8 protein-coding genes are annotated in these 13,871 nt (G+C 60.5%); 3 read left to right on the top strand and 5 right to left on the bottom strand.

Annotated elements, in window-relative coordinates; genetic code table 11:
* Positions 1-307 precede the first annotated feature (307 nt).
* Positions 308-2,107, top strand: coding sequence for a M28 family metallopeptidase (locus tag BEN48_RS02055; protein ID WP_094122912.1), 1,800 nt, complete (start codon positions 308-310; stop codon positions 2,105-2,107).
* A gap of 127 nt (positions 2,108-2,234) precedes the next feature.
* Here the strand turns inward: BEN48_RS02055 and BEN48_RS02060 are convergent, their stop codons facing one another.
* Positions 2,235-2,666, bottom strand: coding sequence for a hypothetical protein (locus BEN48_RS02060; RefSeq protein WP_070732451.1), 432 nt, complete (start codon positions 2,664-2,666; stop codon positions 2,235-2,237).
* A gap of 159 nt (positions 2,667-2,825) precedes the next feature.
* Here BEN48_RS02060 and BEN48_RS02065 point away from each other — a divergent pair, with 159 nt between their 5' ends.
* Positions 2,826-4,460, top strand: coding sequence for an NADP-dependent glyceraldehyde-3-phosphate dehydrogenase (locus tag BEN48_RS02065; RefSeq protein ID WP_070732453.1), 1,635 nt, complete (start codon positions 2,826-2,828; stop codon positions 4,458-4,460).
* 225 nt (positions 4,461-4,685) lie between these two features.
* On the opposite strand, the gene BEN48_RS02070 is transcribed toward BEN48_RS02065, so the two are convergent.
* From BEN48_RS02070 to BEN48_RS18535, 3 genes are all read right to left on the bottom strand, one after another.
* Complete coding sequence (locus BEN48_RS02070) at positions 4,686-6,857, bottom strand: tetratricopeptide repeat protein (protein WP_083320673.1); 2,172 nt, start codon at positions 6,855-6,857, stop codon at positions 4,686-4,688.
* A 117-nt stretch (positions 6,858-6,974) separates the two neighbouring features.
* Positions 6,975-7,271 (bottom strand): hypothetical protein, encoded by a 297-nt coding sequence (locus tag BEN48_RS18530; protein WP_125932435.1) that lies wholly within the window; start codon positions 7,269-7,271, stop codon positions 6,975-6,977.
* A gap of 38 nt (positions 7,272-7,309) precedes the next feature.
* Positions 7,310-7,771, bottom strand: coding sequence for a hypothetical protein (locus BEN48_RS18535; RefSeq protein ID WP_125932436.1), 462 nt, complete (start codon positions 7,769-7,771; stop codon positions 7,310-7,312).
* A 253-nt stretch (positions 7,772-8,024) separates the two neighbouring features.
* Here BEN48_RS18535 and BEN48_RS02075 point away from each other — a divergent pair, with 253 nt between their 5' ends.
* Positions 8,025-10,076: a M13 family metallopeptidase gene (locus tag BEN48_RS02075; RefSeq protein WP_070732456.1), complete on the top strand. Its 2,052-nt coding sequence runs from the start codon at positions 8,025-8,027 to the stop codon at positions 10,074-10,076.
* 79 nt (positions 10,077-10,155) lie between these two features.
* On the opposite strand, the gene BEN48_RS02080 is transcribed toward BEN48_RS02075, so the two are convergent.
* Positions 10,156-13,719 carry a T9SS type A sorting domain-containing protein gene (locus BEN48_RS02080; protein WP_070732458.1) on the bottom strand — a complete coding sequence of 1,188 codons (3,564 nt, stop codon included), beginning with the start codon at positions 13,717-13,719 and terminating at the stop codon, positions 10,156-10,158.
* Positions 13,720-13,871 lie beyond the last annotated feature (152 nt).

The following is a 13,871-nucleotide window of genomic DNA, read 5'->3' on the forward strand; positions in this document are numbered from 1 at the left end:
ACTGACCGCAGGCAGGCGGCGGGCATTATCTACTGGCAGTGCCGAAGCGAAAATGGGCAGAATAGTAGCATAATAAGCAGCCGTAAGACGTTTGCCCGAGCTGGACTTCATCATGTGTAGCGAACAAAGCAGGCTCTCGTACACCTGCTTGTCAAACTACAGGCATTATCTGATGCGCATCGGAACCGGGGTTTCTGGTGCTACATTCGGGCACCTGTCTTCGGCTCGATGACGGGTGCTGGCTGGGCATATTGCTCAGCTGCCATCGGCTTTGGCTTGTCACCGCGAAAGCTTATTCTCTGTACCAATGAAGCTATATCTAATGCGCGGGTGGCTACCGGCCGCAGCGTTGCTGTTGCTGGCGAGTTGCCAGAGCCAATCGTCGTCGTCGTCGGAAACAGCTGCTTCGGGCAGCCAGTCGCAGTCCTTGTCTTCGGATACCGCCAGCGTGCCGTCGCCAGCCGATGGCATCACGCCGGCGCTCATCCGGCAGCACATCAAAATGTTGGCCTCGGACGAGTTTCAGGGACGGCGGCCGTTCACGGCCGGCGAGGAGAAAACGACTGCCTACCTGGCCGCCGAATTTAAAAAGCTGGGCCTGCTGCCCGGGCCCGATGGCACCTACTTCCAGGCCGTGCCACTGGTAGAAATCACCGGAATGCCCGCTCCTACCGCTACCGTGAGCGGCAACGGCAAAAGCCTGACCCTGAACTACCGCACCGACTACATGGTGCTCACCGAGCGCGAAGTGCCGGCCGTGGCCGTCAGCAATTCGCCGCTGGTGTTTGCGGGCCACGGCGTGGTGGCGCCCGAGTACGGCTGGGACGACTACGCAGGCCTCGACGTGAAGGGCAAGACCGTGGTGGTGCTGATAAACGACCCCGGCAACGCGGGCACCGACACCACGCTCTTCAAGGGCAAGGCCATGACGTACTACGGCCGCTGGGGCTACAAGTACGAAGAAGCCGCCCGCCACGGCGCCACCGGCATCCTCATCGTTCACGACACCAAGCCCGCCTCCTACCCCTGGACGGTGGTGCAAAGCAGCAACGGCGGCGCCAAGCTGCACCCCCAGACGCCCGACCACGGCGCCAGCAAAGTGGCCCTGGAAGGCTGGATTACCCTCGACGCCGCGAAACGCCTGTTCACGGCCGCCGGCCAGAGCTACGACGAGGCCTACGCGGCGGCCAACAAGCCGGGCTTCCGCCCACGGGCCATGGGGCTGAATTTCAGCACGTCGCTGCGCAATAAAATCACCCTCAAGACATCCAAGAACGTGGTGGCGGTGCTGCCCGGCACCAGCCGCTCCAACGAGTACATCGTGTACTCGGCGCACTGGGACCACCTCGGCATCGGCCCGGCCATTGCCGGCGACTCGATTTATAACGGGGCCCTCGACAACGCCAGCGGCTGCGCCGGCCTGCTGGCCATTGCCAACGGCTTTGTGCAGGCCAGGCAGAAGCCCGGCCGCAGCATTGTGTTCCTGGCCGTGACGGGCGAGGAGCAGGGCCTGCTGGGCTCGGCCTACTACGCGCAGCACCCGCTGTTTCCGGTGAAGAATACCGTGGCCAACATCAACATGGACGGCTTGCTGGGCTTCGGGCCGATGCGCGACCTGACCATCACGGGCTACGGGCAGTCGGAGCTGGACGACTACGCCCGGGCCGCCGCCAAGGAACAGAACCGCTACGTACTGCCCACCCAGCACCCCGAAACCGGCAGCTTCTATCGCTCCGACCACTTCAATTTTGCCAAAGTGGGCGTGCCCGCGCTTTATGCCAAGGGCGAGTTTGACAGCCGCCTGCACGGCAAAGAATTTGCCAAAGAGCAGGGCGAGCTATTCGAGGCCAAGCACTACCACCAGCCCTCCGACGAGTTCGACCCGAAAGCCGACCTGCGCGGCGCCGCGCAGGATGCGCGGCTCCTGTTTCGCATTGGCCAGCGGCTGGCCAGCGAAACACTTTTCCGCAGTGGAAGGAAGGCTCGGAGTTCAAGGCCATCCGGGAGAAGAGCCGGCCGGTGCAATAGGGTTTGTTTGGACGCTTTTGCAGTGTCCTTTCGCACGGGTGTAGAGACGCAGGCTTCTGCGTCTCTACACCTTTTTTGACCCTATAATGCTCTGAACATTGTCGGATTTGCACTTTCCTATGCGCTGCTTGGGGGCGAACCGTTATGGCGATGCGCAGAATCAACCTAGGCTGATGGCTGTGCTGATGAGCTTGTCGAAACAGCTACTACCGCGCCAGCAGCCAGCCCAATAGCCCGGCCCGCGCCGTCCAGGCCAGGGTGCGCAGCCAGTTGGTGCGGATGAGGCCGTCGATGGCAATGTAGTCGTAGCCCTGCGCCAGGCGGTTGTGGAAGGGCACGGAGATGAAGAAGGTAACCGCCCAAACCACCACTACCAGCGCCAGGCTCCACCAGCCGGCGCCGCCGGGGAGGGCATGGCGCCCGGCCCAGGCCAGCCACGCGGCCAGGGCCAGCTCCACCACCATGGGCGCTAGCACCACGTAACTCATGCGGCGGGTGTGGGCCGTGTGGATGGCTTCCCAAGCCGCCTTAGGCACCTGCCCGAAGCTGGGATAATGCACCACCTGCACCGTCCAGATGAGGCCGGTGAGGTAGGCTGCAGCAGCAAAATTGAGCAAAAGCAGGAGGCGAAGCGACATGAGGGATAACATAATTATGGCCTCAACTTACGGTTTGTTTGCTTGTTTTCGGCACGTAAACGCTTCCAGAGGATTCGTTTCACAAACAGCCAGACAGGATAAGACTTCGGCGGGCGCTTGCTGTTGTGTAGGTTCGCACTGTACAATGTTGATTCAACTATGTCTGTAACCTCCGAAAGCCTGACCCACCTCTTCCCGCTCGACGAGGCGGCGATTCCCGAAGCCTGGCGCCGGCCCAAGCCGCTGCACCAGCGCCAGTACCTGCTCGACGGGGAGCTGCGCGAATGGAGCGGGGCGACCCAGGAAGTCCTCACGCCCATTTACACCCGCTTGACGGACGGCACCCTGGCGCCGCGCGTTATCGGCTCCTATCCGCTGCTCGACGAGGCGGAAAGCCTCAAGGCGCTGGATGCGGCCGTGCGCGCCTACGACCACGGCCGCGGCGAGTGGCCCGCCCTGAGCGTGGCCGAGCGCATTGCGGCGGTGGAGAAATTCACCCGCCTTATTGTGGACCAGAAGAAGGAAATCGTGCAGCTGCTGCTCTGGGAAATCGGCAAGTCGGCCGCCGATTCGGAGAAGGAGTTTGACCGCACCATCGACTACATCCGCAACACCATTGACGCGCTCAAGGACATGGACCGCGACTCTTCGCGCTTCACCATTGAGGAGGGCATTATCGGCCAGATTCGGCGTTCGCCGCTGGGCGTGGTGCTGTGCATGGGCCCCTTCAACTACCCCCTGAACGAGACGTTCTGCATGCTCATCCCCGCCCTCATCATGGGCAACACGGTACTTTTCAAGCCCCCGAAGCACGGCGCCCTGCTGCACTTCCCGCTGCTGCAGGCCTTTGCCGAAGCCTTCCCCAAGGGCGTGGTGAACACGGTGTACGGCCGCGGCAACGCCATTGTGCCCGCTCTCATGACCTCGGGCAAGATTGACGTGCTGGCGCTGATTGGGTCGAGCCGGGTAGCCGACTCGCTCAAAAAGCTACACCCCAAATCCAACCGCCTGCGGGCCGTGCTTGGGCTCGATGCCAAGAACGTGGCCATCATCATGCCCGACGCCGACCTGGACGTGGCCATCAAAGAATCGGTGCTGGGTGCGCTGAGCTTCAACGGCCAGCGCTGCACGGCGCTCAAGCTGTTTATGGTGCACGAAAGCATTGCCGAAGACTTTGTGCAGCGCCTTGCCACCGAAATTAACAAGCTGAAGCCCGGCATGCCCTGGGACGAGAAAGTGAACATCACACCCCTGCCCGAGCCCCAGAAGCCTAATTACCTGGCCGAGGTCATCGCCGATGCTCAGGCCAAGGGCGCGCGCATTGTGAACGAAGGCGGCGGCACCACGGCCGGCCCGCTGGTGTACCCAGCCCTGCTCTACCCCGTGCAGGAGGGCATGAAGGTGTGGCGCGAAGAGCAGTTTGGTCCGGTGGTGCCGGTGGCTTCTTTTGCCCATGTCGACCAGGCCATTCAGTACATCATCGACTCCGACCACGGCCAGCAGGTGAGCATTTTCGGCTCCGAATCGCAGGAAGTCGCCCACCTCGTCGACCAGCTGGTAAACCAGGTGAGCCGCGTGAACATCAACGCCCAGTGCCAGCGCGGCCCCGACACCTTCCCCTTCACCGGCCGCAAAGACTCGGCCGAAGGCACGCTCTCGGTGAACGACGCCCTGCGCTCCTTCAGCATTCGCACAGTGGTAGCCACCAAGCAGACGGAGGCCAACAAGCAGATTCTGAATGACATCGTGGACGGCCAGGAAAGCAGTTTCCTAAGCACACGGTTTATTCTGTAGCCCGCTTTTCTTGGTCAGTTAAAGCTGCCTGCACCGAAAGAACGTCATGCTGAGCGCAGCCGAAGCACCTCTACCGCACCATCTGTCATCCTGAGCCTGCGAAGGATCTTATCACCGGAGAACAAATCGTTTACCGGTGATAAGATCCTTCGCAGGCTCAGGATGACAGATGGTGCGGTAGAGATGCTTCGGCTGCGCTCAGCATGACGTTCTTTTTTTTGCAAACTACTGCTGCACAGTGGCTGCGGCGGCAGCCCTGGATACGGTTTGCGCCTGGGGCATGGTCAGCACAAACTCGGTAAAGGCGCCTTCTTCGGAATGGGCCACCAGCGTGCCGCCGTACCCGTTGGCAATGATGTCGTAGCTCAGCCACAGGCCCAGGCCGGTGCCTTCGCCGGGCGGCTTGGTGGTGAAAAACGGGTCGAAAATTTTGTCCATCACAGCCGAGGCAATGCCCAGGCCGTTGTCGCGCACGGCCACCTCCACCTGCCCATTGAGGTGGCGAGTGCGCACCCCAATGGCTGGGGCGTAGCCATCCCCGGTGGTTTCGGCCTTTTTGTGCACAGCATAAAAAGCGTTGGTGAACAGGTTGAGCAGCACGCGGCCCAGCTCCTGGGGCACCACGTGCAGCTGGCCCAGGTTCGGGTCCAGGTCCAGGGTGCGGGCTACCGTGAAGGTGCGGTGACGGCTTTGCAGGCCGTGGTAGGCCAGGCGCAGGTATTCCTCGCACAGGGCGTTGAGGTCCACGGATTGGCGCCGGCCGTTTTCGGCGTGGCCGTGGTCCAGCATGCCCTTCACGATGGCCGACGCCCGCCCACCGTGCTGATGAATCTTACGCAGGTTCTGTTTCAGGTCGTCAAACAAGCCATTGGCCAGCACCAGGTTGGGGGACGGCTGCTGCTGTTCTTCTTCCAGCTCCGCCAGCAGTTCCAGGCTCAGCTCCGAGAAGTTGTTGACAAAGTTGAGCGGATTCTGAATTTCGTGGGCTACCCCGGCGGTGAGCGCTGCCAGAGCCACCATTTTCTCGCTTTGTACCAGCTGCGACTGCGTGGCTTTCAGTTGGGTGAGGGTCTGGTCGAGGCGGTCGCGCTGGTGCTCAATTTGTTCGTTTTTTTCGTTGAGGGTGCGGTTGGCCCGTTGTTTCAGCACCACGTTGCGCACCAGCAGGCCCGCCAGCAGCAGCAGGCCCAGCACCCCCGCCAGCAGGCCGTAGATGCCCTGGCGCTGGCGGGCAGCTTTCTGGGCCTGCAGGGATATTTGGTCCTGCTGGCGCCCTATTTCATACCCGTAGCGCAAGCCACTTATTTTAACCTGTGCCCTCTCGCCTGCTATTGAGTCCTTGTAAGCCGCCCACAGGCCCGAGTATTTGTAGGCATCGGCAAAATCTCCACGGTTCGCGTGTGCCTTCGACAGCACCTCGCTGGCATTGCGCAGGCTTTCCAATGTGCGCGAGTTTCTGCCCAGCTCAAATGCGTGCCGGGCCAGGGCAATGGCGCTATCCGGCCGCCCGCCCAGCAGGTAGGCATGCGCCAGCGCCAGCTCGGCCGGGGGCAGATTGTACTTGTCCTTGTTGAGAACGGCGGCCTTACGCGCCTTGAGGGCGTACTTCAGCGCCTGGGCGTAGTTTTTCTGTTCGGCATACAGTTCCGACATGTCGGTGTTGTCAATCGTCGCGCTTTGTTCATCGCCCAGTTCATTGTTCAGGCGCTCGGACCGTTGAAAACAAGCCAGGGCCTCGTCCCAATTCTTACGCAGCTGGTAGGTATTACCCAGCAGGTTCAGGGCCGCTACCACCATGTACTTATCGGCCTGCGCATCCACTGCTTTCAAGGCTTTTTTTAGCACAGGCAGCGCCTCTTCGTGGTTGCCCGACTGCACGTAGACGCTGCCCACCGCCACCTGCAGCCGGCCGTGGGTAAGCTGGTCGCCGGCTTTCTCGGCATAAGGCAAGCCCGTTACGGCGGCCCGCAGCGAAGCCACCAGGTCGCCCACTGCCAGGTTAATAAAACTCAGCTGCAGGTACGTTTTGGCCAGGCCGGCCAGGTCGCCGCGACGCCTGAACAATGCCTGCGCCTGCTGGGTGTACTGCCGCGCCTGCGGGTAATTTTCCTGCCGGCGATAAAGGGTACCCAGCCGCACCAGCGCCTTGCCTTCGCCCACCGGGTAATTGAGTGCGCGGCACAGCGCCAGCGACTGCTCCAGCAGGGCAATGGCTTGCGGCAAGTCGGCCAGCATGGTTTCGTTGCTCAGCAGCTGCAGCCGTATGGCCCGGGTGGTGTCGCGGCGGGTTTCGTTGCTGAGCAGCGTGCGCAGGCTGTCAGCGGTGCGCGTTTGCGCCGCCGCGGAAAAGCAGTTTCCCAGACCAGCTATCAATATTACAGCAACCCAATACTTCATAGCTGGTGATGATTGGTGGTGATTACTGTAATCTAGTCATTGCGTAGCTTAAAGTCGCGTTGGTGGGTTGGAGCGTGTTTGTTTGCAGCAGTGGCAAGACACATTCCATTGCGTGGGTTACGGCACTGGTGGGTTGATGATGACCCCGTCGTATTCCTTAGCTTTTTCTAGCTTTTCAAGTAACACATTCTTTTTTCTTAAAACAGCCCGTACTGTTGTCACATAACCCACTCGGTTAGTAAGATTTTTATCACGCGGACCTTTAGGCCCTTTACCAGGACGCTCTTCTGCTTGGAAAGCTTCCGTCCGTTCAGCCCAATTATAGACGTCTTCTATTTCTGCTACATTATTAACATTACCTGATGGAAAAGGCACGTAACCAATTATACCCTTTGGTACATTGCCGACTATCATACTAGGTGGCAAAGCAGAGGTGTTTATTACAAGAATTTCTATTGTATCTTTTGGGAGGACACCGTACTTCCAGATGATGCGTATTCCACAGACTCATAGGAATCAGTAATAGGTTTTCCTGTGATGCGAGATTTATAAAACACAACTGCGTCATCGTAGTCTTTTTTGGTTTTAAACCGGACCTCAATAGAGACGGCATTTTCAAATTCCTTGGCAAGCCAAGCCGGAGTTCGGAAGGGAGAAGGTGCTGTTTCTGATTCCTTAGAAGAGGCATTAACGCTATCGGTTGCAGGACGGCTAGCAAAACCATTTCCAGTTGCTGTATCAGAAGCATTCCTACTTGAGTCACTGTTGACTTCGCTCACGTCGGCCCGTGTATTTTGGATGCCTTTCTGATTTATTTGGCCCTCTGACGCAGTTTTTTGGCTATCCTCTCGTTCCGAGCAGCCCATCACTAGCGCTATGAAGCATATAATTACCAAGCAAATAAAGTTTCTCATGTCTGGTAAATGTTAAGTGAAGCAAGATAGCAATTTAACATATAATATTTGTAATAATAAATTATTAATATATAATAAATACACAAAGTAGCTCAGCAACAATTTCCGTCTTGCCTCTTGTACTGTTTGAAGCTTGCACGGTTCACAAGCAACGTAGCAATTGCACTGCGTGCAATTGGCGTGAGGGTTTCTAGTAATTTCGAGTCTTTCGGTATTACGTCTTTCTCATCCGACGGCCCCTCACCTTCCCCGCATGAAAAAACACCTCCTTCTGTTACCCCTGCTGGCTGCTGCTGTGTCCGGCTGTCCGTCCAACTCCCTGAAAACAGCTAATTCCAGCGATAGCAAGCCCGACCTGCTCCACGCCGCCCTGGACACCACCGTGGCACCCGGCGACGACTTTTTCAGCTACGCCAACGGCACCTGGATCAAGAACAACCCCATTCCAGCCTCGGAGAGCAGCATGGGCATTGGCAAGAAGGTGCAGGAAGAGGTGTATGCCCGCCTGCGCCAGACCAGTATAGAAGCGGCGAAAGCCAATGCCGCCGCCGGTAGCAACCAGCAGAAAATCGGCGACTTCTGGGCCGTGGGTCTCGACTCGGTAAAGGCCGACAAGCTGGGCGCCACTCCCATCAGGGCCGAGCTGGACCGCATTGCGGCCATGAAAACCGTGGCCGAAGTGCCCGGCGTCATCGCCCGCGAAATTCCGCTGGGCGTGCGCGCCCTCATCGGCATCAACGTGAGCCAGGACGACAAGAACAGCGAGAAAATGGTCCTTACCCTGCGCCAGTCCGGCCTGGGCCTGCCCAACCGGGACTACTACTTCAACACCGACTCGCGCACCGCCAACATCCGGGCCGAGTACCTGAAACACGTGACCAACACCTTCCGCCTGCTGGGCCAGAATCCCGCCACTGCCCAGACCAACGCGGCCAAGGTGCTGGCCCTGGAAACGAGCCTGGCCAAGTCCTCGCGCAAGCTCGAAGCTCTGCGCGACCCCTACGCCAACTACAACAAGATGAGCATTGCGCAGCTCAACAAGCTCACTCCCGGCCTGGACTGGAAAACCTGGCTCACCCAAATGGAATTCACCGGCGTGGACACGGTCATTGTGGGCCAGCCCGAGTTCTACCAGAACGCCGCCCAGCTGCTCCGCACCACGCCGCTCGACGACTGGAAGGCCTACCTTACCTGGCAGCTCACGCGTACGTTTGCGCCCACGCTCAGCAGTGAGTTTGTTGAGGAGAATTTCCGCTTCTACAGCTCCGTGCTGCGTGGTGCCAAGGCCATCCGGCCCCGCTGGAAGCGCGTGCTCGACATGCAGGAAGATGCCCTGGGCGACGCCCTGGGCCAACTCTTCGTGAAAGAATACTTCAAGCCCGAGACCAAGGCCCGCTACGATACGCTGGTAAAAAACGTAGTATCCTCCTTTGCCGAGCACATCCAGAAAGTGGATTGGATGAGTGCTCCCACCAAAGTGGTAGCACTGGAAAAACTGCGTAAAATCACCCCCAAAGTTGGCTACCCCAGCAAGTGGAAAGATTACTCGACCCTGACCATTGACCGCAGTTCGCTGGCCGCAAATGTGATGCGGGCCAACCAGTGGCAGTACCGCTACGAGCTAAACAAGCTGGGCAAGCCCGTGGACCGCACCGAGTGGGGCATGACCCCACAGACCTACAATGCCTACTACAACCCCAGCAACAACGAGATTGTGCTGCCCGCCGCCGCCTTTGCGGTACCCGGCCTGCTCGACGCCGATGCCGACGACGCGCTGGTGTACGGCTACGCCGGCGCCAGCACCATCGGCCACGAGCTCACCCACGGTTTCGACGACCAGGGCAGCCAGTTCGACGCCAAGGGCAACCTGCACGAGTGGTGGAGCAAAGAAGACCGCCAGCGCTTCAACCAGCGCGTGGCCGGCATCGTGAAGCAGTTCAACGGCTACACCCTGCTCGACTCCCTGCACATTAACGGCGCGGCCACAGCCGGCGAAAACATTGCCGACCTGGGCGGCATCGTCATCGGCCTCGATGCATTTAAAAAGACCAAACAGTACAAGGAAGGCAAGAAAATAAACGGCCTCACGCCCGTGCAGCGCTATTTTCTGGGCTATGCCCTGGGCTGGCAAAACCACACCCGCGACGAGAGCCTGGCCAACCAGCTGCTCACCGACGTGCACTCGCCGGCCCAGTACCGCGTGAATGGCCCCATGGCCGACGTGCCGGCTTTCTACGAGGCTTTCGGCATCAAGCCCGGCCAGAAGCTGTACCGGCCCGATTCAACCCGCGTTATCATTTGGTAACGCACTAATGGTAAACAGATGAACAAAAAAGCCGCCGGCACTTGCCGGCGCTTTTTTGTTGCTGCGCGTCCGGCTGCGTTTACTGTGCGTGGACCCGCACTGTCTGGACGGTACTACCCGAAACCAAACGCACCTGGTAGTTGCCTTCTGCCAAGTAGCTCCCAACGGGAACTTGGTAGACGCGGTTGGCTTCGCCTACGCCTTCGCTCACCCGACGCACCAGGCGGCCCGCACTGTCGTAAATCGCCAGCGAGTAACGCTCGCCCTCTGCAACCTGGAACTCCGCTGTTGCCTGGTTCGAGAAGGGATTGGGGTATACGTCTAGCTCCGTAAGTTTCAAGCAGGCGGTGGTGATGAGTGGCTGAGTGGCACATTCGGCCTCGCAGCCACTGGCGTCCACTACAAACAGACGGTAAGCATTCGCCGACAGGCCCGTGAAAGTGAACCCACTGGTAACCGCCGGCGAGGTAGCCACGACGCTGCCCGTAGCGGCAAGGCGGAGCTGGTAGGTGTACGGAGCCGTTCCCCCCGTTGCACTTACCGGAATTTGACCAGCCGTGCCCACGCAGGCATTCACCACCTGGGAAAAGGTGACGTTCAGCCCAAGGACGGGTTGCGTAATGGTAACGGAGCTGGCCAGGGCGGCACAACCTTTAGAGTCTTGTGCTATGACTACGTAGGTACCTGCCTTCAGGGCGGTGAACAATCCTGAACTGTTGGAAAGGCCGCCGTTGAGGGTGAATGTGTACGGTGCGGTTCCGCCCGTTGCCTGGAGCTGTACCTGACCCGTAGCCGAGCCGAAGCAGGCAACAGCTGTTACCTTCGACGTCACCGAAATCGTGGCAGTAGTGCTCGTAATCGTGACGGCCAGCCCAGCCGAAACCTGTCCGTTGACTGCTACGCGCAAGGTGTAAGCACCCGGGGCCAAGCCCGTGAACACGCCCGTGGCGGACGTGAGCGATACGCCAGCACCCACCAGGGTGTATACCCCGCCGGACAAAGGCGCAGTCACGGTTACCGAACCGGTGGCCAGCACGCACGTGGGCTGCACCACCACGGCAACAGGCAAAGTTGGGAGCACCGTTACGGCATTAATGGTCACGTCTAGGGCCAGCGAAACGCAGCCGTTTAGCGTTGCGCTCAAGCTGTAGGAGCCCGCTGCCAGGCCTGTGAATGCGCCCGTGGCGGAGGTCAAGGACACGCCCGCCGTGGCGCCCACTCCCACCAAGGTGTAGGTGGCGCCGGAGAGCAGCGATGTCACCGTCACCGAGCCCGTGGCCAGCACACTTGTGGGCTGCACCACCACGGCGATGGGCCGGGCCGGGGCCGCAGGCACGGCGTTAATCGTGACGGCCAACGCGGCCGAAACACTACCATTCACCGCCACGCTCAGGCTGTAGGTGCCGGGAGCCAAGTTGGTGAACACGCCCGCGGCGGAGGTCAAGGACACGCCCGCCGTGGCGCCCACCCCCACCAGGGTGTAGGTGCCGCCGGAGAGTGGAGCCGTGACGCTCACCGAGCCCGTGACCAGCAGGCACGTGGGCTGCACGATGGTGACAATGGGCGTGGGCATGGGCGCGGCGTTGATGGTCACGGCCAGGGCTGGCGAAGTGCAACCGTCGAGCGCCACGCTCAGGCCGTAGGTGCCGGGAGCCAAGTTGGTGAACACGCCCGCGGCGGAGGTCAAAGACACGCCCGCCGTGACGCCCACTCCCACCAGGGTGTAGGTGCCGCCGGAAAGGGGCGATGTTACCGTCACCGAGCCCGTGACCAGCACACTCGTGGGCTGCACGATGGTGACAATGGGCTGAGCTGGAGCCGCAGGCACGGCGTCGATGGTCACGGCCAACGCGGCCGAGACACAGCCGTTGAGTGCCACGCTCAGGCTGTAAGTACCGGGAGCCAAGCCCGTGAATACGCCCGTGGTGGACGTGAGCGACGCGCCGGCCCCCATCAAGGTATAGACCCCATCGGAGAGCGAGGCGGTGACACTCACCGAACCAGACGCTAGCAGGCACGTGGGCTGCACGACGACGGCCACCGGCACGGCCAGCGCCGTGGGTGCCTCCTTAATGGTCACGGTTACGGCCGCGCCCACGCACCTGTCGAGCGCAGCGCTCAGGCTGTAGGTCCCCGGGGCTAAGTCGGTAAACACGCCCGTAGTGGACGTGAGAGAAATATTTGTCCCGATCAATGTATAGACCCCGCCGGATAAGGCCGCCGTCACGGTCACCGAACCGGTGGCCAGCAAGCAGGTAGGCTGCACCACCACTGCGATGGGCTGGGCCGGAGCTGTGGGCACAGCATTAATCGTGACAGCCAGCCCAGCGGAAACCTGTCCGTTGACTGCTACGCGCAAGGTGTACGCACCCGGGGCCAAGCCCGTGAATATGCCAGTCGCGGAAGTCAACGATACACCGGTTCCAATCAACGTGTAGGTGCCATTAGAGAGCGGAGCCGTGACGGTCAACGAACCAGTAGCCAGCAAGCAGGTGGGGTGCACCACCACAGCCACCGGCAGAGTTGGAACCGTGGGGGTTGCGTTAATGGTCACGTCTAAGGCAGTAGAAACGCACCCATTCAGCGTTACGCTTAAGCTATAAGCGCCAGGAGTTAGGTTCGTGAATATGCCCGTGGCGGAGGTTAAGGATACGCCTATTCCCACCAGGGCGTAGGTAGCGCCGGAGAGTGGGGCCGTGACGCTCACCGAGCCCGTGGCCAGCCCACTCGTGGGCTGCACCACAACGGCCACCGGCTGAGCCGGAACGCTAGGCACGGCGTCGATGGTCACGGCCAACGCGGCCGAAACCAGCCCATTCACGGACACGCTCAGGCGGTAAGCGCCGGGGGCCAGGCCCGTGAACACGCCCGAGGCGGAGGTCAAGGACACGCTCGCCGTAGCGCCTACTCCCACCAGGGTGTAAGTGGCGCCGGAAACCGGGGCTGTTACCGTCACCGAGCCGGAGGCCAGCAGGCACGTGGGCTGCACGACAACAGCCACCGGCTGAGCTGGCGCTGTAGGCGCCGCGGGGGTGGTTATGCTGACGCCCACCGAGGGAGGGCTGGTACTCCCACCAGCGGCGGCCGGGCAGGTGCCGGTGACGGTGATAAGGTACGAGGTGGCAGGCAGCAAGCCCGGCACGGCCACGGTGCCCGCCACGGTGGCATTTACTGTCACGACGGCGCCTAGCAGGGGCGTGGCCGTGACAGTATAAGGCCCGGTGGTGGTGGTGTTCCCCCCGGGAATTTCCACATTAACCGTGGTGCTGTTGACCACCGAAACCACTGGCGTACTCACTGCCAAGCACACGGTCGCCGTCGCCGTCACAGCAAAGTTCAGGGCATTAGACGTGAGCCCCGTAGGGTTCAGCACCGTAATCCTATTGCTGGCACTGGGCAGGGCCAGCAACGTGGCTGGAATGACAGCCTCGAGTTGTGTTCCTGACACTACGGTCGTGGCAAGCGGCGTGGCGTTGAAAAGCACCACGCTGCCGGGCAAGGCGAGGACTGGAGCCTGAAAATTGGTGCCCGTAACCGTAAGCGGCACGGCCAGGGAACCCGCCGTCGCCGAATTGGTGGAGAGCGTGGCAATAGTAGGGGCCTGTGCCTGCCCGGCTGTGGGGGCTAGAATGAAAAATATCATCCATGCCCAGGCAATTGGCCATGCCAGCCAGCGGGTGCTTGCCGAAACACGATTAGTAGTCTTTTGCATAAGTGATGAAATTGAGGTGGAAGGAAGAAGGAATTGCACTGAATTCAATCATCACAATTCCAAGACCAGCTATCCCTCAATTA

The organism is Hymenobacter glacialis (assembly GCF_001816165.1).
GTDB classification, from domain to species: Bacteria; Bacteroidota; Bacteroidia; order Cytophagales; family Hymenobacteraceae; genus Hymenobacter; species Hymenobacter glacialis.